Below are 25,361 nucleotides of genomic sequence, written 5' to 3'. Positions count from 1 at the left end.
CCTGGGGCGACATCATGAGCGCCGCCAGCCTCACCCGCACCCGACCCGCGCCGCCGGCGCCGGTGTGGGAGCGGCGCCCGCTCTCTGCCCGCTCCCGGCGCCTGCTGCTTGAAGGCGATATCGAGGGCCGCTACGCCGGACGGGACGACGCGGACGCCGGCTACCGAATCACCATGGCCCTCGCCCTGGCCTGCTCGCAGCCCGGGCGGGAATGGACACCAGCTGACTTCCATCAGGCGCTGATCTACGCCCCGACCCGCGGAGGCTGGTGGGCGCGCAAGCTCCGCGAGCGCAAGGGCACCCTGTACGCGGAGAACAAGCTCACCGCGATGCTGGACAAGGCCCGCGAGTTCGTCGCCCGCAACGGAACGATCACCGGCCGGAACGATGCCCTGGCGCAGATCACCGAGGTACGGCACGCCGTCGAGCACTTGGCCTGGCCGGCGCGCGGCGGGGGAGCGGTCGACCAGAAGAACCTCGCCGCCCGGCTGACGCTGTGCGAACGCGCCGGCGGTCTGGACCACACCACCGCCCTGCGGCCGCACGCCGAGCGGATGGGCTGCGCGAAGTCGACCGTCGAGGCCAGCGACAAGCGGCTCGTCGAGATCGGCTGGCTGGAACTGCTGGAGGCCGGCACCGGCAAGAACCACGGCTCACGGTGGCGGCTGAAGATCCCCGAACCCGTACGGGAGCTCCTCGCGCGTGCAGCGCCGGGACACTCCCTGCCCCCCACTACCCCGGAGCTGGCAACTGTCCCGGATCCGCACACCTGCACCGACACCGCCGCACTCGCCTCGGTGATGGCCCACGACGCCTTCCACCACTACGGCCACGGCACCAGCGGCGCCCGCATCCTCACCTGCCTCGACGTCATCGAAGGCCTCAGCTCTGCCCAGCTCCAGCAGGCCACCGCCCTCCACCGCACCACCGTCTCGCGCCGCCTGGACAAGCTCGTCGCCGACGGCCTGGTCCGCGAGAGCGAGGGCCTGTACTACCTGGTGCGCGAACTCGCCGGCCCCGCCCGCCTCCAGCCCGACGAACATCTCCTCGACCAGGCCGCCGAACAGCAGGGCACCACCGGCCTTGGGGAACGCCGACGGCAGCGGCACGCCCGTGACCGCGCCAACTACCAGCGGTGGATGGCCGAACGATCCACCCGCTCCCGGCCCGTCCGCCCCCGGCCGCTCCTCGTGCCCGAAGGCGTCGTCGACCCCGACACCGGCGAACTCCTCGACGAAGGATGGCGCGGCTGGGACACCTCCGACCCCTTCAGGCCCGCCTGGCTCGCCCCGGGGGCCCACCTCATGCCCAACCGACGCTACGACCCCGTGGAGACAGCATGCGCGTAGCAGCCGGCGGCCCCGACCTGATGACCGCCAAGGACCTGCGGTGCCGAGGTGTGCCGGCAGGCACCGGACGTGTCGGTGTTCTCGCCTACTGTGGCGACGTCGAGGCCGCCAGTAACCGCCGTCCGAGCCCCGTGCCGGCGGCTTGTGCAGGGGAGTGGGAGTGAGTTTCACGGCTACAGCCGGTACGCCGACGACACCGGAAGACCACGAGGTGCGCGCGCTGGACGCCGACCAGTGGCACGAGGCGCTCAAGCAGCTCGCCGGATCGGACACCGACGACACCGCGATGGCCCGCGACGCCCTGCGCCGCAGCCGCGCCGGTCTGCTGAACGTGCGGGACATGCGCCTGGTGCTGCTGACCGCACCCCACACACCGGCCTGGACGCCGGCTCGGCAGGCCGTCATGGACGTCCTTGCCCGCAACCCCGAGACGGCGCGGCAGGTCCTGACCACCCACACGCAGGTGGAGGTGTGGCCGCCCCCGCGGTTCGAGGAGACCGACGCCGCCCAAGACGGCGACCAGGCGCAGGTCACCGTTGCCGCCGTCATCGGCCCGGCCGAGTCCCAGGTCACCGGCCCCGCACAGTCCGCTCCCACCAGCCGCCAGGCCAAGGACCGGGCGGCGCTCGCCCTGCTGGCCCGCCTCGCCGGTGTTGCCCTGCCCGGCCAGGAGTCGACCGCCCCCGGCGAAGCGAAGCGCCTGGTCCTGCCTGGGATGCCCTCCGAAGTCTTTGAGCAGCGCCTGCGCCAGGCCGTGGACGCCGGACGAGGCCCCGGCGCCGAGCTGGAGGCCGAAGCCCTGCACCGTGCCCGTGCCGGCCGGCTGCGCCACCGCGACCTGTACCTCCTGCTCCTTGAGGCCCGCAGCCCGGCCTGGGCCCGCGTACGCGAAGCCGCCCTCCAGCGGGCAGCGGCCATGCCGCCGGCCCCCGCCCGGCTCCTGCACTGGCACGCCGAGCAGCACGGCGCCGACCACGGCCTGACCTACACCGAAGAGATCGACGCGGACGGCCTGCACCACACGCGAGCCCAAGTCACGACGGGGGAGGGGACGTCGACCGGCCCGGTGCGCTCCGCCCTGGTGCGCAAGACAGCCCGGCACTACGCGGCGTGCGCGCTGCTCGCTCTCATGGCGGACCTGCCCGAGCCGCCATACCCGGCCGACGACAAGCCGGCGCGCACGCCGAAGATCACCATCCCCGGACCCGGCGAGGACCCGGTCAAGTACCTCAACAAGCACCACCAGCTCGACACCATCACCAAGCCCGAGACGAGCGTGCGCACGCTGGGCTCCCGCAAGAAGGTCACCTACTCCTGCCGGCACCGGGCGAGCGACACCCCGGTGAGAGCGACCGCCGCCGGCCCGGACAAGACCTCCGCGCGCCGAGCGGCGGCGTTGGAGCTGCTGCGCAAGCTCCACGCCCTCGACCACACCGCGCTCACCCCCACACCGGCGCCGGACGTCACCGGCGGCGAGCGGCGTGCGATCCGTCCGGAGACAGCCTCCGCCCCCTCCTCGGCACCGGCACCCGCTCCCCGTACGCCCACGGCCCCGCAGCGGGCCGTCCTGGAGGTGGGCAACCGTCCGGCGACCGCTCTGCTGATGGATGCCGTCACCTCCGGCTGCGCTGTCACGTTCGTGCCCGCCGGTGCCGGGCGGACGGCCGCGTGGCGGGTGCAGGACACCGGCCGGCTGGCGCTGCCGATGACCGGCCTGCCGGACCCGCTGACCGCGGAGGCCCCCTCCGACGGCCCGGCCGGCTGGAGCGTCCCCCTCCTTGAGGGCCTGCCCGTCCTGCGCGGCGCGCACCGCGGCGCGAGCGCGACGGCGGTGTTCTGGCAGCGGGCGCTGCACATCGCCCTCCAGCTCATCGCCGCCCAGCTGGTCTACCCCGCTGCTGAGGACGGCCGGGCGGCCTGGCGCGTCGGCCCGATCCCGCCGAACGCCGAGCACGCCCTGTCCGCGCTCGCCGCCGCCGCGCCCCCCGGCGCGACACCGCCCGCGATGTCGGCCCGCCAGGCGCTCACCGCCGCCGCCGACACGATCGCCGACACGCTGGTGCGCACCCCCGCGGCCGCACTGTTCGGCACCGGCCCCTGGACACACCCCGACCAGACGACGGTGGACACCGAAGGGGAGGTAGGTGTCTGGCTGGACAGGGTGGAGGACCAGGCCGACGACAGCCCGGCCCCGCAGGTGGTCCTGCGCATCGAGGACCCCAGCGACGATCAGGCCGCCACCGGACGCCTCACCGCCGAACTGCACCTGGCACCCGCCACCGAAGCTGCCCCCGGCGAGGACCCGGTGCCGGCCGCGCGCCTGTGGTCGGGCGCGGCCCGCCTCGCCGGCCAGCACCCGGACACCGTGCGTCCCCGCGTGCGGCGCGTCCTGCGCCGGGCCGCACGCCGGTGCGCCGCGCTGGCCGGACTCGCCGCCCAGGACCACCCCGCGCGGTCCACGCTGTACCCGGCCGCCATCGAGGCGCTGCTGGAGCAGGAAGCCGAACTCGCCGAGCACGGCGTGCGGGTGGTGTGGCCCGAGCAGCTGCGCGCCGCTCTGCAGGCCGCCGCGGTCATCGGCACCGAACCCGCCACCGGCGCGGCCGGGCACCGCCCGGCAGGGGAGGCGCCCCGGTTCAGCGTCACCGCGCTGCTGGACTTCCGCTGGCAGATCGCCCTGGACGGCGTGCCGCTGAGCGAGGAGGAGATGGACGCCCTCGCCGAAGCCGCCCGGCCCCTGGTCCGCGTCCGCGGCCGCTGGGTCCTGGCCGACCCCGTCCTGCGCCGTCGCGCACGCCACCGCCTGCTCGGTCACCTGCCCGGCACCCAGGCACTGACCGCCGCGCTGACCGGCACCCTCACCGTCGACAACACCGTCGTCCCCTGCCGCACGGCCGGACAGCTCGCCCGCATGATCGAGGTGCTTACCGGCAGCGAGCACCACCCCGAGCCGGTGCCCGCCCCGGACGGCCTGCGCGCGACGCTGCGCGGCTACCAGCAGCGGGCCTTGACCTGGCTCGCCCACACCACCGGCCTCGGCTTCGGCGCGGTCCTCGCCGACGACATGGGCCTGGGCAAGACCCTCACCGCGCTCGCCTTCACCCTGCACCACCAGCGGCACACCCCGGGCCCGACTCTGGTCATCTGCCCGGCGTCCCTGGTCACCACCTGGTGCCGCGAGGCCGCCCGGTTCACCCCCGGCCTGGATGTCCTCGCCTACCACGGCCCCGACCGCACCCTGGATGACGTCACCGACACCACGGTGGTGGTCACCACCTACGGCGTCCTGCGCCGCGACACCGCCCTCCTGGCCGGCCGCACCTGGTCGCTGGTCATCGCGGATGAGGCCCAGCACGCGAAGAACCCGACCTCCGCCACCGCCCGCCACCTGCGCGCCCTGCCCTCCACCACCCGCCTCGCGCTGACCGGCACCCCGGTGGAGAACAACCTCTCCGAGCTGTGGGCCCTGCTGGACTGGGCCAACCCGGGCCTGTTCGGGACGCTGAAGGCCTACCGGTCCCGGTGGGCGAACGCGGCGGAGAAGGACCCGGGCGGCGAGAAGGCGCTCGAACTCGGGCGGATCATCGCGCCCTTCCTGCTGCGGCGCCGAAAAACGGACCCCGGGATCGCCCCGGAACTCCCCGCGAAGATCGACCAGCCGCGCCTGGTGCGGCTCACCACCGAGCAGGCCGGCCTCTACGAAGCCGTCGTCCGGGAAACCCTCGAGCAGATCCAGGCCTCCCGCGGCGTCACCCGCAACGGTCTCGTCTTCAAGCTGCTCACCGCCCTGAAGAAGATCACCAACCACCCCGCGCACTACCTGCGCGAAGACCCGGCAACCGCAGCAGGCGCGCCCGAGTTCACCGCCCGCTCGGCCAAGGCCTCAGCCCTGATGGAGCTCCTCGAAGCGATCCGGTCCCGCTCCGAGGCCTCGCTCCTGTTCACCAGCTACGTGAGCATGGGACACCTGCTCCACCGCCACCTCGAACGGCACGGCTACGACCCCCTCTTCCTGCACGGCGCGACCACCCTGCCCGAGCGCCAGCGCATGGTCGACGCCTTCCAGGCCGGCCGGCACCCGGTGATGATCCTCTCCCTCAAGGCAGCCGGAACCGGACTGACCCTCACCCGCGCCGCCCACGTCATCCACTACGACCGCTTTTGGAACGCCGCCGTCGAGGACCAGGCCACCGACCGCGCGCACCGCATCGGCCAGCACAAGACCGTCACCGTGCACCGCCTGATCACCGAGCACACCGTCGAGGACCGCATCGACGAACTCCTCACCCACAAGCGCGACCTCGCCTCCGCCGTCCTGACCGGCGGCGACCGAGCACTCGCCCAGCTCACCGACCGCGAACTCGCCGACCTCGTCACCCTGGGAGCCAGCCGATGAGCCCCCGCACCACCGACGTGTGGGCCCGCGCCCTGACCGCCACGCTCACCACCCACGCCGACACCGCGACCCTGAACACCGCACGACGTCTCCTCGCCGGCACCGCCCCCCAGCTCAACGTCAACAAGGGCTTCGCCACCGCCAAATTCCCCCAGCCCGACGGCCGGCCCGCCCGAGCCCGCCTGATCGTCGAAGAACTCACCGCGGCACAGTGGGACCGCATCGAAGCAGCGATCGCCGCCCACCTCCCCGCCACCACCACCATCGGTGACCACCTCGCCGACCCCCACCACACCGCAGGCATCCCACTGCTCCCCTCCGCGCAGGACCTCTCCCACCACTGCACCTGCACCCAGGCGCCCGCCGGCCCGTGCGCCCACACCCTCGCCGTCGGCCTCCTCCTCGCCGAACGGCTGCGCACCGCGCCCGCCCCGCTGTTCACCCTCCGAGGCCGCCCCTACCAGCACATCAAGAAGCGCCTGCGCGACGGCGAACCCTCCGCCGTCGTGGCCGACGCGGCCCCGGCGCGCGTCCCCTCCCCGGCCGCCCCGCCGCCCGCCCGGCCCGCCACCGACCACGCCCCGGTCATCCCGGCCCAGCAGCCGGCCCCCATGCCCGAACCCGCCGACCTCGACCTCACCACCGCCCGCCCCGCCCTCACCGGGCCGCTCCCCCCGCCGCCCGCTCCACTGCCCGAACTACCCGCACAGCAGGCCCTGGTCGCCGACGCCGCCCACCGCGCCCGAGCACTCCTGGCCGGCACCGAGCAGCCGACGAGTCCCGACACCGGCAGCGACCTCGCCCGCTTCACCGCCCTCGAACACGGCGCCCCCTTCCGGCAGGCCGCCATGGACCACCTCGGCCTCGACGTCGTCGCCATGGGACACCTCACCCTCGCCCACACCCACGGCGGACCCGCCGGCGCCGCCGCCTACCTCCACCGCTACACCCTCGACCACGACCTCCTCGCCCGCGCCCAGGCCGACATCCAGCCCCTGCGGCCCGCCCCCAACGCCACCGTCGAATGCGAAGACAACCACCTCACCGACCCCGCCGCCGGCATCCAGCTCCGCTACGGGCCCGACGGCCGCTGGCACCCCTACCTCGCCCCATACGGCACCTGGCAACCCGTCCCCGGCCCCGCCGCCGACCCCGCCGACGCCTACCGCGCCGCCCGCACCGCGGCCCGGACGCACCGCCGCACGCGATAGGCCCCGGTGTCGGTACCCGCCGATACGCTTTTCCGCAGACCCGGCCCCCGTCAAGGGCCGGGACGCTGCGTGCCCACTGCCAAGGGCGCGTAGCGCGGCTGCCGACGGATGGCTTCCCGACGCAGCGCACGTCCCGGCCGTGGCAGCGGACCGGACACAGCCTCGGTGCCAAACGAGGCCGGCCGGCCCGCCCCGGACAACCGAGGCGGGCCGGCACCCCCAACCACCAGTTCAGTCGAACTCCAGACGGCGGCGAACGTCGTCGGCCTCCTGCTCACGCAGCGCGGCGATGATCTGCGGGTGCTCGGCGTCGAAGGCGGCCAGCGCGTCGCAGGCCCGCTCCCACTCCAGGCCATGCCCGAGACCACGGACAGTGGAGTCGAGGCGGCCCAGTTCAGGGTGCAGCGCGGTGAAGGGCATGGAGCGCGTTTTCCGGCGATCCGGCGTACTTGCGGCGTATCTGGCAGGACACCAGGTACCAGGCGTCACCGACAGAGGCCCCGGGCCTGGTGCTGGCCGGGGCCCCGGCCGCCGGGCGCCCGCCAGGGAGCCGCACGCCCGGCACCGGGGCCCGGTATGCGGCCAGCGCCCGCCCGGCCCGCGCCGCGTTTCAGACGGTGTGCCCGGCCGCCGGGTGGCGCCTGCTTGCGGAACCGCTGGCCCGCCTCCGTCCGGCAGGCGCCTCCGCCCGGTCCGTGCACCGCCCGCCCTCGGAGGGTGCCGCCGCCCCGGACAGCGCGGAATCGACGACACCGCGCACCAAGGCGTGTGCTTCGCCCACGGTGACGCTCCTCGTCCACGCCGGCACCCGGGGGTGCTGCCGGCACCGCAGCACGAACCCGTACGCCCCGTCCACCGCGCCCGCCGGCGTCACGGTCGGCTGCTCGGCACAGCGGCCGTGCCGCTCCGTGCGCTCCAGGTGCGCCTGGACGACCGCCGGATGGTACTGCTCCGGCAGACTGCGTTCCGCCCGGCAGCCCGGGCAGCCCAGCAGGTACCCGACAGCCCCCTGCCGCTGCAGGAAGACCGCCTCGAACTTCTTCTTCCCCTCGCTGGTGTTGCAACTGCCGCACAGCGGGCCGCGCACGAACTCGTGCTCCTCGATGTGGCAGTGGTCCCACGCCCACGCGCGCTGCGCCCCGCAGAGCCGGCACAGGTACTCGGCGGCCCGGTGCCGGCTCTCACGTGCCCACTGGTAGGTCCTGCCGGCCAGCTGGTCCTCGTAGCGGGGCACGAGCGCCCGGGAGCAGGGCGGGCAGCGCGTGACGTAGCCGGTGTCCTCCACGGTCCGCCAGCTCCCGTCGGCTGGCCCCCGCGTACCGCAGTCGCGGCAGATCCGGACCTGCTCGGCCAGTTCGTTCTCCCGCGCCTGCCAGCGGTCCAGGAGCTCGGCGTAGGCCCGGGGAAGCACCCACTGCCCCTGCGCCCGGCCCAACAGCCGCAGCGGCAGCGTCCCGCCGATGCTGAACACGTCGACCTGGACGCCCGGAAACTCCAGCGCGCCGGGCCGGGCATCCGGCCACGGCGCCGGATCCTGCCCCGGATAGACACGCCGGGTGAGGTCGGCCAGCCACCTGCCCAGCTGGGCCCGCCAGTCGGCCTTCGGTGTCCATTCGGCGTTCGGCAGGTCGACGGCGACGACGTCGTCCAGGTCCAGCGGCAGCTGCCGAGCCGCCCGGCGTACGTCCTTCTCCAGGTAGTGCCAGCGTCCGTGCTGCTTGTAGCGGGGGACGTGGACATCACCGATGAGGACGTCGCCGTGCGACTGGTACCGCGGCCGGGCCCGGGTGAACTCGCGAGGAAAGACAGGGATCGGTGCGCCATGGGTCAACTCGGCGAACCGGGACTGTGCTTGGGAAGGACTCCAGTACATGCCGCCGACCCTCGGCCTGGCGCCCTGTGGACAGAGTCTCGGATCTGGCACGGCTCCGACGCCCGCGACGACGCCGTGTGGCTGAGCACCTTACTTGACCGCCTTGAGTGCCTCACCGACATAAAGGGCCAGCTCGATGAGCGGACCGAGGAGCTCGATGCCGCGCGGACGGCTAAGCGGGAACTGACCCGGGCACTGAACCAGGCCCACTGAGAAGGCGTGGAATCCTGGCGGACAGGGGCCAGGGCCGCGGTGGCTACCAGGCGGTCTTGGCGGTGCTGTAGGAAGTGCGGCAAGTGGCGTCGGAGGCCGTAGCGGAAAGCTTGGCCATGGCCTCGGTCCACACCTTCTTGACCACCTTTTCCAGGCCCCGGACCGTCGCCGGGGTGTTCGGAGAGAACTTCCTGACCGTTCCCACAGTGGCGACGGTGAACTTGTTGCACACCGGCAGGGGAGCGTTGCGGTAGCGGTTGTCGAGTTCACTTGTTACGGCGGTGCTGTTGGCGGTGGCCCAACTGTTCCACGCCGCACAGGCAGGCTGGGTGAGTTCGGCCCGCTCGGTCTCGGTCAGACTGTCCAGAGCGGCGACAGAGGCGTTCCAGAACTCGTCCGGGATGGCGTAGCGGGTGGTGGCGAACTGATCCCCGGTCTTGAAGATCGCTTCCTGGCAGGCGAACGGCAGCGAAGCCGCTTGCGTAAGGGCGGCCAGGAGCGGAGGGGGCTTCACACTCCGGGCGGCCGGGGTCTCCTCCTGAGGGATGACAGTCACCGCCACCGCCAGGACACCGGCGGCCCCGGCCCCGGCCAGAGCGGAGCGCTTGAGGACGCGGGAGGTGTTCATGAGTGCGGACCTCCTGTACTTGAAGGGCTGAGCAGCCAGCCCGGTGCAGACCAGGGTCGGGGACTGGAAACGGAGCAGCGGCCACCGCGCCAGTCCCCGGCCCTGCTCAGTGCTGACGGTCGGCTGCTGATGTGGCCAGTTCGGCGAGCCGCGTGGAGTCCGGCAGGCCAGTGAGTGCGGCGCGTGCTTGTTCGGCGCAGGAGGATGCCATCTGGGCCGCCTTGGTGAGAGCTCCGGTGCGTGTCAGCACGGCGAGGATGTCCCGGTGTGCGGTGACGGGGTCGGTGTCGCTACGGAATGCAGTGGTCAGGCGGTCGCGGTCGGCTGTGTCGGCCACTTCGTAGGCGAGCAGGACAGGCAGGGTGGGCTGCAGGTTGGCGACGTCGCTGATGGCGCTCTTGCCGGTGATCTGGTCCTCGGCGGTGTAGGGGAGCAGGTCGTCCCGGATCTGGAAGGCCATGCCGAGCTGTTCTCCGTACTGGTGCAAAGCCTGGGTCTGCCCGGGGGTTGCTCCGGCCAGGATGGCGCCGGCCTGGCAGGCGGCGCCGGTCAGCGCGGCAGTCTTGGCTTGCATGACGTTCAGGACGGCGGGTACCCCGCAGGTCAGGTCGCCGCGGATTTCGATTTCGCGCATGATGCCCTGGCACATGTGACGCAGGGCCTCGATGGTGACCCGTGCTGCGTGCAGTACGCGCTCGGCGGGGCCGCCGCTGAGCATGGCCGCAATTCCGGCCATCGACAGTCCGTCGCCTGCTACCAGGGCCTCGGCGAGGCCGTACTGCTCGGCGGTGGAGGCCCGCCCGCGGCGTACCGGGTCCTGATCGACGATGTCGTCGTGGATGAGGCTCGCGACGTGCAGGCATTCGATGCCGGCCGCGAACGCCAGCACCTGCTCAGCGGTGCCGCCGACGGCTTTCGCCGACTCCATACACAGGATGGGGCGAAGGAGCTTGCCCGGGGGGAACAGGGCGTCCAGGCAGGCCACCTCCAGCAGACTGTCGCCGCTGCCCACCCAGCGCAGCAGCTCAGCCTCCAGGAGCGGAATGTGTGTGCCCCCAACTGGGGTCACGGCGATGGACAAGACACGTCCTTTCGATGGTCAGCAGGGGATGACGGCGCGCATGAGAGGGCGCCACACGTTGAGGAAGGCGCCCATGGGTGGCTGCACCGGCTGGTGTAGCACGTCCTGACCTGCGGCCAGCACGCTGGCCACTTGCAGCCTGAAATGCTCGCCAAATGCGTGGATGACGGGGCCGACCGGGGTGTGTTCCAGTTCAGCGGTCAGAGCGGTCAACCGGTCTGTGACACGCTCGGCCTCGAACGCGATGACGTCGGCCATGGCCGGTGTCCACCGTTTGGCCCTGACGTCCTCGGGGTGGACCCCGAACTGGTGGAGATCCGCGAGAGGGAGGTAGAAGCGGCCGTCGTCGAGGTCCTCCGACAGGTCACACAGCACGTCGGTCAACTGGCCAAGTTCGGCGAACTCACGGACCAGCGGCTGCGCTTCCGTGAGTTCGGTGCCCGCCACGGCCCACATGGCCCCGTAGAACGGGCAGCCCGAGACCTGCGTGGCCCACTGGCACAGTTCCGCGTAGGTGGCGAAGTCGCGGAAGTCGACGTCGCGCTGCATCCCGGTGAACATGTCCTCGATCAGTGACAGCGGCATGCCGAAGGTCCGGTAGGTGTGCACCGTGGCATGCAGGACGGGGTCGTCGGAGCCGCCGGCGGCGAAGGCAGCCCAGGTGGCCTCCGCGAACTCGGCGAGCCGACGCTGACGATCCTCTACCGGCCCGCTGTCCGCACAGGCATCGGCACGGCACCCGTGTGCAGACAGCGCCGCCGTATGAGGCCGTGCCGCTGCGGGCGTGATGCGCAGCACCACCCAGTGGCCGCGCCCTCTGCCGAAACCCGATACCTCTCGCGCGCACACCGTGTAGCAATGCCGAAGGACAGGATCGGTGATACCCGCCGCGTCCAGCCATCGCCCTACCAGCATCTGTGAACCCCTTTCTGCTCAACCGGCCCCCTTTCGGGGCCAGGACTTCGCTCTGCGATGAGGGCGCGACAGGTCCCTCCAGGGCCCTTGTTGGGCCGTCGTGCCGGGGTGTCGCTTCAGCGGGGCGTCGACGTGGCCCGGGCCGGGTGCGCAGGTTGTCGGCGCGCGGGCAGCCACGGCAGACGGAAGGACGGCTTTGCGGTCAGGGCGTCTTTGGTGCGGCGGTGGAAGGCGAGCAGGCCCAGGAACGCGGCGCCGGCGAACCACAAGAACTGAACGGCCAGATCACCGGGCAGCCACTCGCGGGTGAAACCCGCGGCCGAGGCAGCCTGCATGGTGCCGTAGGTAGGCAGGAACCGCACGACCTGGCTTCCGGCACCGCCGCCGGCCAGCGGATTTTGAAGACCGACATCCACGAGGCTGGTCATGACCAGGGCGAACATGCCCTCCACCTCACGGCGCAGCAGCGAGCCGAAGACGACGCCGAGCGCCCCGTAGGTCATCGCTCCGCAGAACAAGGCAGCGGCGAGCAGCAGTGGCTGGCGAGGGCTCCAGGCCATGCAGATCACCGCGGTGGCATAGGCGGCGATGGCACCGGAGGCCAGGGTCAGCGAGGTGGTCTTGGCCAGGACGAGATGGATGCGGGGGTAGCCGGCCAAGGCCAGGCGGCGGTCGAAGCGCCCGCCGTTGAACGTGACGGCGAACATCATGAACCCGGTGATGAGGGTGACGGCGTTGATGGCGCCGGTGATCTGCGTGATCTGGTTGCCGGCCGGTGCCAGGAGCTGCCCGGTCGCCCGCAGGCGGAAGGTCAGGTGCCTGCTGGGGATGACGGCGTACGCCAGGCTGGTCCAGCAGGGGATGAACACGGCGACCAGGACCATGGCGAGCCTGTTCCGGGCGTGTTCGACCAAGTCGAAGCGGACTGCTGTGACGAACAGGTTCAGGTGCCGCCTCACGCCGACACCCCCTCAGCGGGGCGCAGCACGCCGCCCTGAAGGCGCCACAACTCGTCCAGGCGCTCCGCGTCATAGGCCAGGTGCGAGACGACAAGGACTGAGCGGCCCGTATCGCGTAATCCGGCCGCCAAGTCCCAGAAACGCTGGTAGGTCTCCCAGTCGAAACCCTGGTAAGGCTCGTCCAACAGCACCACCTGCGGATCATGCATCAGAGCCAGGGTCAGGTTCAGCTTCTGACGGGTTCCGCCGCTGAGCAGGCCGGCACGCTCATCGACGTACTCCGACAACCGCAACACCTCCATCACCTGCCCGGCATGCCGCAGATCCGACAGCCCGCGCGCGACGCGGAAGAACTCCAGATGCTGGCGCACGGTCAGAGCCTCGTTGACCACCACATCCTGCGGGCAATAGCCGAAACGGCCCTCATGACGGACCGTGCCACCCAGCGGGCGCAGCTCACCAGACAAGATCTTCAACAGCGTCGACTTGCCCGCACCGTTCTCGCCGACAATCCCGGCCAGCACTCCAGGCCGTAGATCAAGATCGAGGCCCCGCAAGACCTCACGGCGACCGTATGCGTGACGCACATCCCGAACCTCCACCGCACCCCCGGGCTCTACGGCGGTGGCACGCACTCACTGCTGGCCACTCGCCGTCACGGCAAGGCTAGGCATCACGTACCGTCAAAACCGGGGCATGATCGCTGATTAGCACGCAAGGGTGAAGACCGCGCTGTAAACGGGGCTCGGACAGGGTGATCGCCTACGTTGTCGAACCGTCGCGCGAGGCAACGCACAGCGACAGGCGAGAGTTGGATTCTGGCAGCACGGGCTCGGCAGACCAGGACAACAAGGGTCACCTGACGCTCGGAACGGTTTCGTACCCCTACCAGCAGGCCCTGTTTCCGTGCGCAGCCCTCACGAAGATCACCCGTACGGGTTCCGGGTCGAGACATCCGTTCGCTTGCCACCCGACAAGATCGAAATGACAACAGCCTCTCAGCTTGTTCTTTTTCTTCCGGCCTCGAACGGTGTCTCGTACTGAGTCGCTCACCTGGGGGTTCGCCGGACGTGGGGGCGGCCTTCGTCTGATCATGTGCTCCGACCAAGGTGCACTGACCAAGACGAAGGCCGTGAGGGTGAGTCTGCTGCCTGATTCTGTCCGGAGGGAAGCATTCGCGGAGGCGTCACGCTTCCGGGGCGAGTTCTACGAGTGCCTGAGCGCCCGGCGCGATGCGTTGTTCGAGCTGGCGGACGCGGTGTTGTGTGCGGACGGTGCGGTGAAGTCCCCGGTGGACCTGACGCTGTTGCCCGAGCATCGTCGTGGGCACGGAGCGATGTACGGCGGCCTGAACCACGGCCGGATCGACGTCGGTCGGCTGCGGGCGGTGCTGGCCGGCCTGTCACTGCCGCGCTTCGACGGCGGACGCCTGGTCCTGGCGGTCGATGTCTCGCCATGGCTGCGTTCGGACGCGCCGTGCTCAGCGGAGCGGCTGTTCTGCCACGTCTACGGCCGTGCGAAGACGGCATCGCAGTTCATTCCGGGCTGGCCCTACTCCTTCGTCGCCGTGCTGGAGCCGGGTGCCACGTCCTGGACCGCGATCCTGGACGCGGTCCGGCTCGGCCCGGTGGACGACGCGACCGCGATCACCGCAGCCCAGCTGCGGGATGTCGTGGAGCGGCTCATCACCGCGGGCCAGTGGCAGACCGGCGACCCGCATATCGTGATCGTCAGCGACGCCGGCTACGACGTCACCCGCCTGGCCTGGGTCCTGAGTGACCTGCCCGTCGAGCTGGTCGGCAGGGTCCGGTCCGACCGCGTCATGCGGCTGCCGAAGCCGCCCCGCCAGCCGGGGACGAACGGACGGCCGCCCAAGCACGGCCCGGAGTTCCGCTTCACCAAGCCGGAGACCTGGCCCGAGCCCGCGATCACCACGGTCACCGACACCACCAACTACGGCAAGGCCGAAACGCAGGCATGGGACCGGGTCCATCCCCGGCTCACCCACCGCTCGGCCTGGCTCGACCACGACGGCGAACTCCCCTTGGTCGAGGGCACGTTGATCAGGCTGAAGGTCGAGCACCTGTCGAAGGAACGGGACGCTCCGCCAGTGTGGCTGTGGTCCTCGAAGACCGGCGCCACCCCGGACGATGTGGACCGTTTCTGGCAAGCATTTCTCCGTCGCTTCGATCTGGAGCACACCTTCCGCTTCGCGAAGCAGACCCTCGGCTGGACCACCCCGAAGCTCCGTACTCCCGAGGCGGCGGACCGCTGGACCTGGATCCTGATCGTCGCTCACACCCAGCTCCGGCTCGCCCGACCGCTCGCCACGGACCTCCGCCGGCCCTGGGAGAAACCCACCGCCTCGGACCGGCTCAGCCCGGCCCGGGTCCGCCGGGGGTTCAGGAACATCCGCGTCCACCTCGCCTGCCCGGCCCGCGTTCCCAAACCCCGAGGCGCCGGCCCTGGACGCCCGCCCGGCGCCAAGAACAGACACCGGGCACCCCGCTACAACGTCGGCAAAACCGTCAAACGCCCCGAGACCCTCAAGGCCATCGGCAAGCCCGGAAGATCTTGGTAGATAAAGAACAAGCTCAGTGACGGAAACAGCGATGGGCTCGCCAACTACCGCTGACCAAACTCGCCAACTACGTTCGACCACACACGCGTCACCTGCGGGATTTCTCCGGCCATCCGCCAACTATCAACAGCCGTCACAACGCCGGGCCTGGCATCTGCGGGATCCTCCGGCCCGGTTGCCGGGGAGGGTGAACAGGCAACAGGCAACTACTTCCGGCGCGTTGATGCTGCGGCCACGATCGACGGCATGACCACACGCCATCGCACGCCACGGAGTCCTGACGTGACCGACTGCGCTTTCTGCGACATCGCCACCGGGCGGGCCCCGGCGGTCATCGTCCGCGAGTGGCCCGACGCCATCGCAATCCGCCCGCGCAACGGCGGCGTCCACCCGGGCCACCTGCTCGTCATCCCGCGCCGGCACATCGCCGACGCGGGCGCGGACCTGGACAGCGCCGCCGCAGCCCAGCGTCGCGCCTCGGAACTCGTCGCCGAGCTTCCGGCCGCGAACATCATCACCAGCAAGGGGCCCGAGGCGACGCAGACGGTCTTCCACGCGCACTGGCACGTCCTGCCACGGGAGGCCTTCGACGGCTTCCTGCTCCCGTGGACCCCGCAGCAGGCCGCCCGCAACGCAGCCGGCCGGAGCGCCAGCGCGGGCAGCAGAATCAACCTGGCCGTGGCCCGCGAGCCCATCCCGGCCGGGCCGTCCGTCTTCCTCGCCGGGCCTACCCCCGACAAGAGCACGCCGGTCCCGTCCTGGCGGCCCGAGGCCGCCCGGCTCCTGGCCGAGCAGTGGACCGGTCAGCAGCCACTGGTCGTCCTCAGCCCCGAGTCCCGCAACGGCGAGCGCGCCGACCGGTACGAGACGCAAGTCAACTGGGAGACCGACGCCCGCGAAGCAGCCACGGCCATCATGTTCTGGATCCCCCGCGACATGCGCACCTTTCCCGGCATGACCACCATCGTGGAATTCGGCCTCGACGCCCCGAGTGGCCGGGCGGTCCTCGGGTGCCCGCCCGACTGCCCCAGCCCGGAGCGCAACAGGTACCTGATCCACGTGGCCCACCGCCACGCCGTTCCGGTGCGCACCACCCTGGCCGACACCGCAGCCGCAGCCCTCGCCCTGGTCACCGCTGCGGGCGCCCCGGCAGTGCGAGGGGACGCACGTCGGCGCTCCCCGAGGCATCGCACCGCCATCGCTCGGCGTCAGGCGCAGTGGGCACCGGCCGTCGGCGCGTGTGACTGAGCACGATGGCTGTCACCAATGCCTTGGCGTGACCTGGTGTTCTTCGTCGGCGTGAGCACGGTTGTTGTCACCAGATGAGCAGGCTACTTGTCACCAACTCGCCGTTCGCGGGCTTGTTGTCACCGGCGCCGATCTCACGGGACAGCCCTGACCTGCGTCGGTTGCCGTGCCGGGTTCCGCCGTGGGGCGTGGTGACAGATACCGCGCTCGCGGTGACAATCATCGTGCTCAGTCACAGCGCGACCTGCCGCCGGTACCGGGGCGCAGCGCTGTCCGACCCCGGTGACAGGATGGCGCAAGAACCGTCGCGTCCGCCCAGCGGCCGCGGCACCCCGAGCACCACGGAGCACCGTTTTCATGAACCGCAGTGAGCTGACCGCCGCCCTCGCAGAGCGCGCCGAGGTGACCCGCAAGGACGCCGACGCCGTGCTGACCGCCCTCGCCGAGATCACCGGTGAGGTCGTCGCCAAGGGCGACGAGAAGGTCACCATCCCCGGCTTCCTGACCTTCGAGCGCACCCACCGTGCCGCTCGCACCGCCCGTAACCCGCAGACCGGCGCCCCCATCGAGATTCCGGCCGGCTACAGCGTGAAGGTCTCTGCGGGCTCCAAGCTCAAGGAAGCCGCGAAGGGCAAGTAATTCCGCGTCCTCCGCCTCGCCGGGTGGCCCAACGGCACGCCTCACCCGCGCCGAAGCCGGATAGGCATCCCGCCCGCGGGGTAGTACAGACGTCGGACGCTCTCCGGCGACGGAGAGCACTACCCACAGACCAACCGGGCAAAACCCGGCATTTTCGAAGGACAAACGCATGGCCAGCGGCACCGTGAAGTGGTTCAACGCCGAGAAGGGCTTCGGCTTCATCTCCCAGGACGGCGGCGGACCGGACGTCTTCGCGCACTACTCCAACATCTCCGGCAACGGCTACCGCGAACTCGTCGAAGGCGAGCAGGTCACCTTCGACGTGACCCAGGGCCAGAAGGGCCCCCAGGCCGAGAACATCGTCCGCGGCGGCTGACCCCGGAAAATGAGCGCCGCCCCGTGACGGCCACTGTAGAGTGGTCTCACCGACGCGGGGTGGAGCAGCTCGGTAGCTCGCTGGGCTCATAACCCAGAGGTCGCAGGTTCAAATCCTGTCCCCGCTACTGACCGAAGGGCCCGGATTTCCGTCCGGGCCCTTCGTCGTATCCGGAGACCCCGCACCATCGCGGCCCAGCCGGACCTGCCTCACTCCAGCGAGACGACGTTGTCCGGGGAGACGCAGACGCGGCCCGACCCGATGGCGGCGGCCGTCGCCAGAGCACGGCTGACCAGCCCGGCATGACCACCGATGGCGATCCGCACGTCGTCGAGCGTGCTCATCCTCGCCTCGATCACGCCCCGGCGGCCGGCCACCTCCACCTCGAACCGGCCCGCACCGCGCTCGCACACCCGGTAGGTGTCCGGCCCGAGCGTGCATTCCCACCGACCAGGAGCGCTCTCAACCAGGTCAACGAGGGTACGGATCTGCTCCAGCGGACTGCGCCCGGCCGGATGGTTCTCGTCTGCGTGCTCCTCGAACGCTCTTCGGGCCAGCAGCGCGAAGGCGTGACGGCCCAGCTCACCGCACACCGGGCACGTCAAGGCGAACCGGTCGGGCCCGGCATCACCTGTCTCGGTGATCGTCGGCCGCAGCCCGTTGACCATCGGTTCCAGCGACTTGCGCTCACGTCGCCCCACCTGCCGGCCCTCCTTCCTCGTACGCCGTTCATCTCCGGCGCATTCTCCGCCACGGGCAGAGCCCGGCTCACGGCGACGGACACCATGTCGGCATGAGCACCCCCACATCGGGCCTACGGTGCATCGGTATGACGCAGCACATCAGGATCGCGAGCCGGGCCTCGGCCATGGCGACAGCACAGGTCAACTGGCTGATGGAACAGATCACCCGCACGAGCCCCGGCACCGTGCCGGAGTTCGTCCCCATCACGACAGCCGGCGACAGCTGGACCGGACCCCTGGCCGAAGTCGGCGGCAAGGGCGCCTTCACCAGCGCGGTCGCCCGGGCCGTTCTCGACGGTCGCGCGGACCTCGCGCTGCACTGCGCGAAGGACATGCCCGGCGACGAGCCAGAACCCGACGGCACGCTGTGCCTGTACCCGCGACGCGACAACGCCCACGACGTCCTGGTCCACCCCGCCGGAACCAAGCTCGACGACCTGCCCACCGGCACCCGCATCGGCACCTCCGCGCCCCGACGGCTCGCCCAGCTCACCGCCTCCCACCCCCACCTGACGATCGTCCCCGTACGCGGCAACGCCGACACCCGCCTCGGCCTGACCCGCTCCGGCGACGTCGACGCGGTGATCCTCGCCCTCGCCGGACTACGCCGCCTGGGTCGGGAGGCCGAAGCCACCGAGATCATCGACACCCACCGGATGATGCCCGCCCTCGGCGCCGGCCAGCTCGCCCTGCAGATCCGCGCCGACGACCACGACCTCCTCGACGTTCTCGCCCCGCTCACCGATGCCGCCGCCACCCGCGCCGCCCTCGCGGAGCGGACGCTGCTGCGCGCCCTCGCCGGGCACTGCCACGCCCCGATCGCCGGCCACGCCACCACCCATGCGGGGCAAGAACTTCACCTGGCCGCCCGGGTCTACACCCCGGACGGATCGGCCATGCTGGCCGCCGCACGGACCGGACCCGACCCCCAGACCCTGGGCCGAGCAGTCGCCCAGGACCTCATCGCCCAGGGCGCCAACAACCTCCTCGCCTCCTCCCGACGCCGCTGACCGGGCCTCCCCACAAGCTGCCGTCACTTCGGCCTCGGCGGAGGCCACAGGCCGGGAGGGCCGCATCCGTCCTCAGCTCATGCGGGCGCCCGAGCTGCTCCCAAGACGGTGACTACCTCGCGTCTGATCCGGCATGTGGAGCCTGCGCCGTACGGGACAATCGCCCTGGCGGGCGCGGCGCCCGGGCAGGCACGACGCACGGGCGGGGCGATGCAGGACGTACGGGAACTGCTGGCCGAGTACGGCCAGGTACACAGCGACGAGCTGCCGGCGCAGGACCGCCACCGGCTTCTGGCCGACGTGGTGGCGGCGCTGATCCGGCGTACCGACCCCGATGCGACGCTCGTCTACCGCTCGCCCGATGAGCCGGCCGTGTTCTTCGAGCTCGCCGGACGCGACTACGCGATCACGGTCACGACCGCAGTGGGCGAGGACGCGGTCACCGCAGCCCGCGTCGCGGTGACCGCCCGCGAGCGCGACCTCGGGCCGGGCGTGCGATGGGTCTTGATCTGCGCGAGGGCCACAGGCCGGGAAATCGGCGCCGAGGTGAGCGCCGTCCTACGTGCGCAGGGCATCCTCCTGGACCGGGACCATCTCGAGGCCGCCGTCTGCGACCTCACCCCGCTCACCGCTCTGATCCGCGCGGCCTTCCGGCCGCCACGACCACCGCATACCCCGCTGCACGAGCTCCTGCTGCACGAACCTGCGGAGCCCGCCCCGGCGCTGGCCCTGGCGGCTCGCCCGTCCGGGACACCGAGCGTGCCGTCCCAGACGCCGGCCGGCGTCGACCTCTGCGTCGTCCTGGCCGGCGAGGCCTGGCCGGTGCGCCCGTCCGGGATGGCCTGGGAGTCCGCCGAGCGCGCACTGATCACCGCCGAGGCGGGTGTTGCGGAAGTGGACCTGCAGCGCGGTGGGACCAGGTGGCGGCTGCCCCTGCCCGGCGTGCACGGCGACGCAGCCGTGCTAGCGGACGGCTCGGTGTGGGTGCTGTGCGGGCCGGCGGTGGTGCAGTGGCGCGACGGCGTGCTGCGGGCGGTCGGCGGCGGATTCGAGGCGAACGCCAGCCTGCTGCTCGGCCCCAACTCCAGTGTGTGGGTCCTGTCCGGGTCCGGAGCGACGCTCGGCGCCGGAACCGGCTCGACCCTGGCGCTCACTCGGCTCGATGAGCAGGTGGGCGACCAGCAGCGCTTCGCGCTCGACTTCGACGCGGCGGTCCGCTCGGCCGCCTGGCTCGGTGAGCGACGCTTCCTCCTCGCCGCCGGCGGGCACAGCGCCGTCGTCGACCTCGCCGTCAGCACCAGCGCCGGAACCCGTGAGGACTGGATGCTGACCCCGGTGTCCTACCCGGGACATATCGCGCGCAGCGGTGGCGACACCGTCCTGGTGGCGGGGCGGGCCGGCTCGGGCGTCGGCGTGGAACTGCATGCCCTCGATACCGTCGGCCGCACCAGCGACCCGGTCGCCGAGGTACAGCTCGGCGACGTCCTCGGACTCGTCCAAGGCCCGGCGGGCGGGCCCGCATACCTGCTGGGGGAGCGGCCGACGAACGACATCACCGCCGTCCACCCCGTGCTGGTGAAGATCACCGGCCACACCGCCGCCACCTCCTCGGCCGCCCCGGACCCCGAGCCGCCGGCCGCCGACGCCTACGCCGAGGTGCGCCGCCTGGCCCGCGGCGAGCGGAAGGACTACGCCCTGGAGAAGTTCGCGCTGCCGGACGGAGAGGGCGGCATGGGCATCGTCCACGAGGCCGTGCACAAGACGACGGGGACGGTCGTCGCCTTCAAGAAGCCGCGCTCGCTGCGCGAGAACCTGACCGCGAGGATGCTGCGCGAGATCGAGGTGGCGCAGAAGCTCGGCACCAACCGCCACGTGATGCCGGTCCTCGACTCCAGCCCCCGGGCCGAGTGGTTCGTCATGCCGATGGCCCAGAGCACCGCCGAACGCCTCCAGCCCGCACTGCAACACGATCCGGTCGCCCTGCGGGCCCTGGTCGACGCGGTCGCCTCCGCCCTGGCCGACGCCCACCGCCTGGACTACCTGCACCGCGACATCAAGCCCGCCAACATCCTGCTCCTCGACGGCCGCTGGGTCCTCGGCGACTGGGGCATCGTGCGCCGCCCTCTCGGACAGACCACCAACCCCAAGCGCACCGGCACCGCGATCGGGACCGTCGAGTTCGGCGCTCCCGAACTGTCCGTCGACCCGCACAACGCCACGCCCGCCAGCGACATCTACAGCCTGGGCAAGGTCATCGGCTGGCTGCTCACCGGACTCCCGCCGGAGGCGAACGTGCCGCTGCTGCCGTCCGGGCCCTGGCGCGGCGTCGTGCGGCGGTGCACCTACCGTGATCCGCGCCAGCGCCCCCAGACGATCGCCGACTTCCTCGACGTGGTCGAGCAGGAGACCGCACCGCAGATCGACCTGCCCGTCGCGCGGGCCCAACAACTCCTGACGGCTGCCCAGGAGGAAGACCTCGACGCCGCCCGCCGGCTGCTGGCCCTCGCCGCCGACCACGCCGACGACTACGAGCTCTACCTCGACGTCCTGCCCAACCTGGACATGGAAACGGTCGCGCCGCTCCTGCTGGACCACCCCGAGCAGACCCGCACCCTGGTACAGGCGATGACCCGGCACGTTCGGGGCGACGGAAACAGCCAGCCGCACTACAACGAGTCCAAGCGCGCCATCGCCTGGCTGCGCGGCGTCGCCCGGCATGCCGCCGAGGAAGAGCGGTGGGACCTCCTGGAGGAAGCCGCCCGCGGCATGTACACCTGGGATGAGGCATCCAACGAGTTCGACCAGCAGATCGCGACCTGCGACTGGCTGCGCCGCCTGCACGGCCAAGCGGCCCGGATCGTCGCCGGTGTACTGCGAGACCACCCCAGCAGTGCCCGCTTCTACTACGAACTGGCGGGCGAGCGCGCCGTGGACATGGCGATCCGCAGCGCCGTCAACCAGGCGACCGGCAACTGACCCCACCCCCTTACGCGGCCGGACCGCGCATTCGCGCACCTGCCAGGACTCCCAGCCCGAGGTGCGCGGTCCGCTGCGGCCGCGGCGGACCGAGGCCCTCAATCGGACCGAGCAGCTACGGCGTCATCCGGGCCAGTTCCCGGACGGCCTGGAGGGACGCCGGGTTGAGCTCGGTGGCTTCTGCTTCCTCAAGGACCCGCGGGGCGAAGGAGAGTGTCGCCTGCCGGGGGAGGACCCGCGTGTTGAACGCGCTCCGGGCCTGCAGCAGGGAGGTGCCGAAGTGATGCGCGCTGTCGCGCAACGCGGACGGATCGCCACGGTGGGCCGCAGCCATCAGGTCGCGGGCCTTCTCCGCGACCGCCTGCTGCTCCTTGCGGACGGTGCGCACCGCGTCGCCGGCGAAGCAGAGGGTCACCAGCATGAGCGGGAGGAGACCGGCCGCTGCGAAGTCGGCGGTCATCACCTCGTCCCAGCCGATGTCCAGCCATCACAGGAGCACGGGGGCGAGCGTGGCGGTGAGAACCGGCCAGGCGATGTCCGCCCCCCCCCACATCGCCGCGGTGAACCGTCGGCGCACCGCCGCCGGAGTCAGCGTCGGGGCAGGTGCTTCCTCGTCCTTCATGCAGAGCGTCATGCCTGCTCACACGGGCAGGCTGGCGCCGAGGAGGGCGGCAGGCACGCTCGGCGGCGACGGTGTCGGACGTGGTGGCCCCCGGATGGTGCGCCCCTTTCGCACGGTGTCACCGCGCCGCCCCCCGGCCGGGGCTTCGGGGGCGCGCGAACGGAATAGCCGACCAGCCCTGCTCCAGCACCGCGTTGTGATTCAGGAACGTGTGCCCCTGGAAGAGCGGCCGCAGCGCAGCGCCCCCGCCGGCCGCACTTGCACGCAGGACGTCGGCCAGGCTCGTGCCGGTGATGGTGACCGCGGCCTCCAGCTCCTGGATGGACGTCACGGTCACCGGCACGCTGGTCGCCGGCAGCTCGCGCCGGTGATCGGGCGTGTTGATCTGGTGGAACTGCTCGGCGGTGACCACCATGCCGACCATCGGACGATCGGGCGGAATGTGGTCGAACTCAGGGTGCGCCCCGGAGCGGATGCGCTCCGCCGAGTTGTCGACCTGCTTGAAGGCCTTGCGGAACTGGCCGTCCAGGATCGTGGTGAAGTCTTCCGCACCCAGCCGCAGCGCCTCGCCCGGCCGGGTCGACTTGACCTCGACCAGGAGCACCAGGTCCCGAAAGACCACGATCCAGTCGACCGACTTCCCTTGCTGCTTCCGGGGCAGCTTGTACTCCACCTCGGGATGCACCTCGGCGTCGGGCAGCAGGGCGAGCTGGCGGCCCACGTACCGTTCGAACAGGCGACCCACGTCCCGGGTGAAGGCCTTGCCCCGCTCCGAGTTGTTGTCGCCCCCGGTGTAGTACAGGCCGAGCGGCGTGGCCTTGCCGAGCACCGCGGCCGGGACCGGCACGAGGTAGCCGCCGGGCATCCCGCTGACCAGGGGGCGGGACCGCAGCGGGTTGTGGGTGTAGCGCCTCACGAGTGGGTCGGCGTCAGCAGGAAAGCTCGTGCGGAGCTTGATCTTGGTGGTGGCGAAGTGCCGCCGCAGCACCGCCTTGACCTGGGCCGGAGAGCGCAGATGGTCGAACTCGACGTAGTCCCCGGCCGGGTACCACTCCACGGCGAACCGGCCCTGGCGGCGCGGGTCCGGATGGTGGGTGGCGCAGGCCCAGACGAGCTCGGCGAGGCCGACGTAGTCGGTCAGCGAGCAGCCGAGCAGCTCGTGATCCCAGCCGGGGCGGATGACTTCCAGGCTGTCGGGGTGAGGCGTCTGCTGGAGCAGGGCGACGGACCGGCTGAGCTGGGCGTAGTCGCTCTCCTGCCAGCCCCCCTGCTGGTGGGTGACGCGCTGGAGGAGACGCTCCAGCCGGAGTCCGTCGTCGGGCTCGTGGGTGATCGGGTCGTCCAGGGACAGGTAGAGGCCCACGATCTCCGCCAGGTCGTCGCTCGTTGCGGCAGGCCTGGCGTCGTTCCCCAGCGCCAGGGACACCCACGCCGCATCCAGCAGGGCCCACGGACCGTACGGGCTCAGATCCCGTTTCCCGAGCTCGCGGACGGCCGGAAGCCCAGGGCTGGTGGCCGCGATCAGCCGGACCAGCGAGTCCGGCGAGTGGCGCAGAACGCGCTCGATGTACCGGTGTTCCGGTACGGGGTGCGAGGGAAGGATGTGCCGCATACCTGGATTCTTCATCCCGCCTGACCTGCCGCGCACCGAGATTCCTCACCCAGCAGGAGGCCGTGGACGGCTCGACGTGCCGGCTAAGGTCACCGTCTTCCTCGACGCCACCGCAACGGTGCCGCCCACCGTGCCGCGCTTGACCAGCACGTCACCGCCCGGGCGCTCCTGCGAGCCTTCGGCGTGGCCGGCGGCCGACTCCAGCAGCCGGGTGACGTCCTCGGTCGGATCGTTCTGGTCACCGGCCTGGTTCATGCCGGTCTCCCCTTGCGGGAACCGAGGGCGTAGCGAAGACCTCATCCAGCTCAGCGAGCAGCGCCGGATTGACGATCCGCACGATCGCCTCGACGTCAGCACGGCTCGCCGCCGGCCACAGCGTGGCGCGCGCCGTACGGGACTTCGCCGCCAGGCGCTCGCGCTTGTCCTGCGGGAGCTGGGCGGCCCGGTCGGGGTGGCTGTTGTGGGTGTTGTCAGCGATCTTCACGAGCGTCGCCGATGAGTCGGCGGTGATCCGCCGGATCTTCTCCTCGTACGTCATGCCCGCGATCATTGGTCACCGCCTCGAAGATCTCGACGACCCACAGGGGAATCCCGGAGGCCAGCATCTTCTCGGCCGTGAAGTCGGTGTCTTCGACGATGTCGTGCAGCAGGCCCGCCATGACGAGGACGTCACCGAACGGCGCCAGCCCGGCGGCCACCGCACGGACATGCCCAATGTAGGGGCGCCGATCTTGTCGACCTGCCCGGCATGCGCACGCTCGGCCATGATGACTACCTCGCTGACGGACTTCATCGTTCCCCTCCTTCGCCGGGATGCCCGGCCTCGACGGCCGTCACACGGCCCGGTTGGGGAACACCCTGCCGCCCAGAGACCGTCGGCGAGGGGGGTGATGCGGTCAGATCAGGCAGCGCCCGCGAGGGCGGCCCGG

At 71.5% G+C, this 25,361-nt stretch carries 21 protein-coding genes, 1 tRNA gene and 1 pseudogene; 10 read left to right on the top strand and 13 right to left on the bottom strand.

The window, feature by feature from the left end:
• The first annotated feature begins 14 nt into the window (after positions 1 to 14).
• The 3 genes from ACFYOJ_RS32055 (at position 15) to ACFYOJ_RS32045 (ending at position 6,956) form a co-directional block, all read left to right on the top strand.
• Positions 15 to 1,349 (top strand): MarR family transcriptional regulator, encoded by a 1,335-nt coding sequence (locus tag ACFYOJ_RS32055; RefSeq protein ID WP_356558613.1) that lies wholly within the window; start codon positions 15 to 17, stop codon positions 1,347 to 1,349.
• Positions 1,350 to 1,509: 160 nt separating this feature from the next.
• Entirely contained in the window at positions 1,510 to 5,745 is a 4,236-nt protein-coding gene (locus tag ACFYOJ_RS32050) for a DEAD/DEAH box helicase (RefSeq protein ID WP_356558612.1), read from the top strand.
• Positions 5,742 to 6,956 (top strand): hypothetical protein, encoded by a 1,215-nt coding sequence (locus ACFYOJ_RS32045; RefSeq protein WP_356558611.1) that lies wholly within the window; start codon positions 5,742 to 5,744, stop codon positions 6,954 to 6,956. Before ACFYOJ_RS32050 ends, ACFYOJ_RS32045 begins: the two co-directional genes overlap by 4 nt.
• A 231-nt stretch (positions 6,957 to 7,187) precedes the next feature.
• Here ACFYOJ_RS32045 and ACFYOJ_RS32040 read toward each other — a convergent pair whose 3' ends face one another.
• The 7 genes from ACFYOJ_RS32040 to ACFYOJ_RS32010 all read right to left on the bottom strand — a co-directional run bounded on the left by ACFYOJ_RS32040 (position 7,188) and on the right by ACFYOJ_RS32010 (position 13,227).
• The gene (locus tag ACFYOJ_RS32040) at positions 7,188 to 7,376 is read right to left on the bottom strand and encodes a hypothetical protein (protein ID WP_356558610.1); all 189 of its coding nucleotides are present in this window, start codon (positions 7,374 to 7,376) and stop codon (positions 7,188 to 7,190) included.
• Between the two features lie 190 nt (positions 7,377 to 7,566).
• Positions 7,567 to 8,829 carry an endonuclease domain-containing protein gene (locus ACFYOJ_RS32035; protein ID WP_356558609.1) on the bottom strand — a complete coding sequence of 421 codons (1,263 nt, stop codon included), beginning with the start codon at positions 8,827 to 8,829 and terminating at the stop codon, positions 7,567 to 7,569.
• Between the two features lie 256 nt (positions 8,830 to 9,085).
• A complete protein-coding gene (locus tag ACFYOJ_RS32030) occupies positions 9,086 to 9,670 on the bottom strand; it encodes a hypothetical protein (RefSeq protein WP_356558608.1) in 585 nt (194 codons plus the stop codon).
• A gap of 106 nt (positions 9,671 to 9,776) precedes the next feature.
• A complete protein-coding gene (locus ACFYOJ_RS32025) occupies positions 9,777 to 10,751 on the bottom strand; it encodes a polyprenyl synthetase family protein (RefSeq protein ID WP_356558607.1) in 975 nt (324 codons plus the stop codon).
• Between the two features lie 18 nt (positions 10,752 to 10,769).
• Complete coding sequence (locus ACFYOJ_RS32020; protein WP_356558606.1) at positions 10,770 to 11,666, bottom strand: squalene/phytoene synthase family protein; 897 nt, start codon at positions 11,664 to 11,666, stop codon at positions 10,770 to 10,772.
• A gap of 116 nt (positions 11,667 to 11,782) precedes the next feature.
• Positions 11,783 to 12,625: an ABC transporter permease gene (locus ACFYOJ_RS32015; RefSeq protein WP_356558605.1), complete on the bottom strand. Its 843-nt coding sequence runs from the start codon at positions 12,623 to 12,625 to the stop codon at positions 11,783 to 11,785.
• Positions 12,622 to 13,227, bottom strand: a complete 606-nt coding sequence (locus ACFYOJ_RS32010) for an ATP-binding cassette domain-containing protein (protein WP_388598398.1) — start codon at positions 13,225 to 13,227, stop codon at positions 12,622 to 12,624. Before ACFYOJ_RS32010 ends, ACFYOJ_RS32015 begins: the two co-directional genes overlap by 4 nt.
• 536 nt (positions 13,228 to 13,763) lie before the next feature.
• Here ACFYOJ_RS32010 and ACFYOJ_RS32005 point away from each other — a divergent pair.
• The 5 genes from ACFYOJ_RS32005 (at position 13,764) to ACFYOJ_RS31985 (ending at position 17,596) form a co-directional block, all read left to right on the top strand.
• Positions 13,764 to 15,206 carry an NF041680 family putative transposase gene (locus ACFYOJ_RS32005; protein ID WP_356553034.1) on the top strand — a complete coding sequence of 481 codons (1,443 nt, stop codon included), beginning with the start codon at positions 13,764 to 13,766 and terminating at the stop codon, positions 15,204 to 15,206.
• A 282-nt stretch (positions 15,207 to 15,488) separates the two neighbouring features.
• A complete protein-coding gene (locus ACFYOJ_RS32000) occupies positions 15,489 to 16,454 on the top strand; it encodes a nucleoside 2-deoxyribosyltransferase domain-containing protein (protein ID WP_356558970.1) in 966 nt (321 codons plus the stop codon).
• Between the two features lie 357 nt (positions 16,455 to 16,811).
• A complete protein-coding gene (locus ACFYOJ_RS31995; RefSeq protein WP_356558972.1) occupies positions 16,812 to 17,093 on the top strand; it encodes an HU family DNA-binding protein in 282 nt (93 codons plus the stop codon).
• Between the two features lie 169 nt (positions 17,094 to 17,262).
• The gene (locus ACFYOJ_RS31990; protein WP_138058062.1) at positions 17,263 to 17,469 is read left to right on the top strand and encodes a cold-shock protein; all 207 of its coding nucleotides are present in this window, start codon (positions 17,263 to 17,265) and stop codon (positions 17,467 to 17,469) included.
• 53 nt (positions 17,470 to 17,522) lie between these two features.
• A tRNA-Met gene (locus ACFYOJ_RS31985) sits at positions 17,523 to 17,596 on the top strand.
• 82 nt (positions 17,597 to 17,678) lie between these two features.
• Here ACFYOJ_RS31985 and ACFYOJ_RS31980 read toward each other — a convergent pair.
• Positions 17,679 to 18,170, bottom strand: a complete 492-nt coding sequence (locus ACFYOJ_RS31980; protein ID WP_356558974.1) for a hypothetical protein — start codon at positions 18,168 to 18,170, stop codon at positions 17,679 to 17,681.
• 128 nt (positions 18,171 to 18,298) lie between these two features.
• Between ACFYOJ_RS31980 and hemC the strand changes: the two genes are divergently transcribed.
• Both hemC and ACFYOJ_RS31970 read left to right on the top strand, forming a co-directional pair.
• Positions 18,299 to 19,222, top strand: coding sequence for a hydroxymethylbilane synthase (gene hemC, locus ACFYOJ_RS31975; protein ID WP_356558976.1), 924 nt, complete (start codon positions 18,299 to 18,301; stop codon positions 19,220 to 19,222).
• A 210-nt stretch (positions 19,223 to 19,432) separates the two neighbouring features.
• Positions 19,433 to 22,198, top strand: a complete 2,766-nt coding sequence (locus ACFYOJ_RS31970) for a serine/threonine-protein kinase (RefSeq protein ID WP_356558978.1) — start codon at positions 19,433 to 19,435, stop codon at positions 22,196 to 22,198.
• A gap of 115 nt (positions 22,199 to 22,313) precedes the next feature.
• Here the strand turns inward: ACFYOJ_RS31970 and ACFYOJ_RS31965 are convergent, their stop codons facing one another.
• The 5 genes and pseudogenes from ACFYOJ_RS31965 to ACFYOJ_RS31945 all read right to left on the bottom strand — a co-directional run bounded on the left by ACFYOJ_RS31965 (position 22,314) and on the right by ACFYOJ_RS31945 (position 25,225).
• Complete coding sequence (locus ACFYOJ_RS31965; RefSeq protein ID WP_356558980.1) at positions 22,314 to 22,658, bottom strand: hypothetical protein; 345 nt, start codon at positions 22,656 to 22,658, stop codon at positions 22,314 to 22,316.
• A gap of 27 nt (positions 22,659 to 22,685) precedes the next feature.
• Complete coding sequence (locus ACFYOJ_RS31960; protein ID WP_356558982.1) at positions 22,686 to 22,832, bottom strand: hypothetical protein; 147 nt, start codon at positions 22,830 to 22,832, stop codon at positions 22,686 to 22,688.
• A 106-nt stretch (positions 22,833 to 22,938) separates the two neighbouring features.
• A complete protein-coding gene (locus ACFYOJ_RS31955) occupies positions 22,939 to 24,432 on the bottom strand; it encodes a nuclease-related domain-containing protein (RefSeq protein WP_356558984.1) in 1,494 nt (497 codons plus the stop codon).
• Positions 24,433 to 24,477: 45 nt separating this feature from the next.
• A complete protein-coding gene (locus ACFYOJ_RS31950; RefSeq protein ID WP_356558986.1) occupies positions 24,478 to 24,687 on the bottom strand; it encodes a hypothetical protein in 210 nt (69 codons plus the stop codon).
• A pseudogene (locus tag ACFYOJ_RS31945) lies at positions 24,671 to 25,225 on the bottom strand (HD domain-containing protein). Before ACFYOJ_RS31945 ends, ACFYOJ_RS31950 begins: the two are co-directional and overlap by 17 nt.
• Positions 25,226 to 25,361: the final 136 nt, after the last annotated feature.

This window comes from Streptomyces sp. NPDC006384 (assembly GCF_042870695.1).
In the GTDB taxonomy this organism is placed as follows: Bacteria; Actinomycetota; Actinomycetes; order Streptomycetales; family Streptomycetaceae; genus Streptomyces.
This window is presented reverse-complemented; position numbering and strand designations above follow the sequence as displayed.

Bases quoted from the DNA above. Each gene is read 5' to 3' on its own strand.
- ACFYOJ_RS31970 (WP_356558978.1), top strand. From the start codon at position 19,433: ATGCAGGACGTACGGGAACTGCTGGCCGAGTACGGCCAGGTACACAGC.
- ACFYOJ_RS32045 (WP_356558611.1), top strand. From the start codon at position 5,742: ATGAGCCCCCGCACCACCGACGTGTGGGCCCGCGCCCTGACCGCCACG.
- ACFYOJ_RS31990 (WP_138058062.1), top strand. From the start codon at position 17,263: ATGGCCAGCGGCACCGTGAAGTGGTTCAACGCCGAGAAGGGCTTCGGC.
- ACFYOJ_RS32040 (WP_356558610.1), bottom strand. From the start codon at position 7,376: ATGCCCTTCACCGCGCTGCACCCTGAACTGGGCCGCCTCGACTCCACT.
- ACFYOJ_RS32055 (WP_356558613.1), top strand. From the start codon at position 15: ATGAGCGCCGCCAGCCTCACCCGCACCCGACCCGCGCCGCCGGCGCCG.
- ACFYOJ_RS32035 (WP_356558609.1), bottom strand. From the start codon at position 8,829: ATGTACTGGAGTCCTTCCCAAGCACAGTCCCGGTTCGCCGAGTTGACC.
- ACFYOJ_RS31950 (WP_356558986.1), bottom strand. From the start codon at position 24,687: ATGAACCAGGCCGGTGACCAGAACGATCCGACCGAGGACGTCACCCGG.
- ACFYOJ_RS31995 (WP_356558972.1), top strand. From the start codon at position 16,812: ATGAACCGCAGTGAGCTGACCGCCGCCCTCGCAGAGCGCGCCGAGGTG.
- ACFYOJ_RS32020 (WP_356558606.1), bottom strand. From the start codon at position 11,666: ATGCTGGTAGGGCGATGGCTGGACGCGGCGGGTATCACCGATCCTGTC.
- ACFYOJ_RS31965 (WP_356558980.1), bottom strand. From the start codon at position 22,658: ATGACCGCCGACTTCGCAGCGGCCGGTCTCCTCCCGCTCATGCTGGTG.
- ACFYOJ_RS31955 (WP_356558984.1), bottom strand. From the start codon at position 24,432: ATGCGGCACATCCTTCCCTCGCACCCCGTACCGGAACACCGGTACATC.
- ACFYOJ_RS32030 (WP_356558608.1), bottom strand. From the start codon at position 9,670: ATGAACACCTCCCGCGTCCTCAAGCGCTCCGCTCTGGCCGGGGCCGGG.
- hemC (WP_356558976.1), top strand. From the start codon at position 18,299: ATGACGCAGCACATCAGGATCGCGAGCCGGGCCTCGGCCATGGCGACA.
- ACFYOJ_RS31960 (WP_356558982.1), bottom strand. From the start codon at position 22,832: ATGACGCTCTGCATGAAGGACGAGGAAGCACCTGCCCCGACGCTGACT.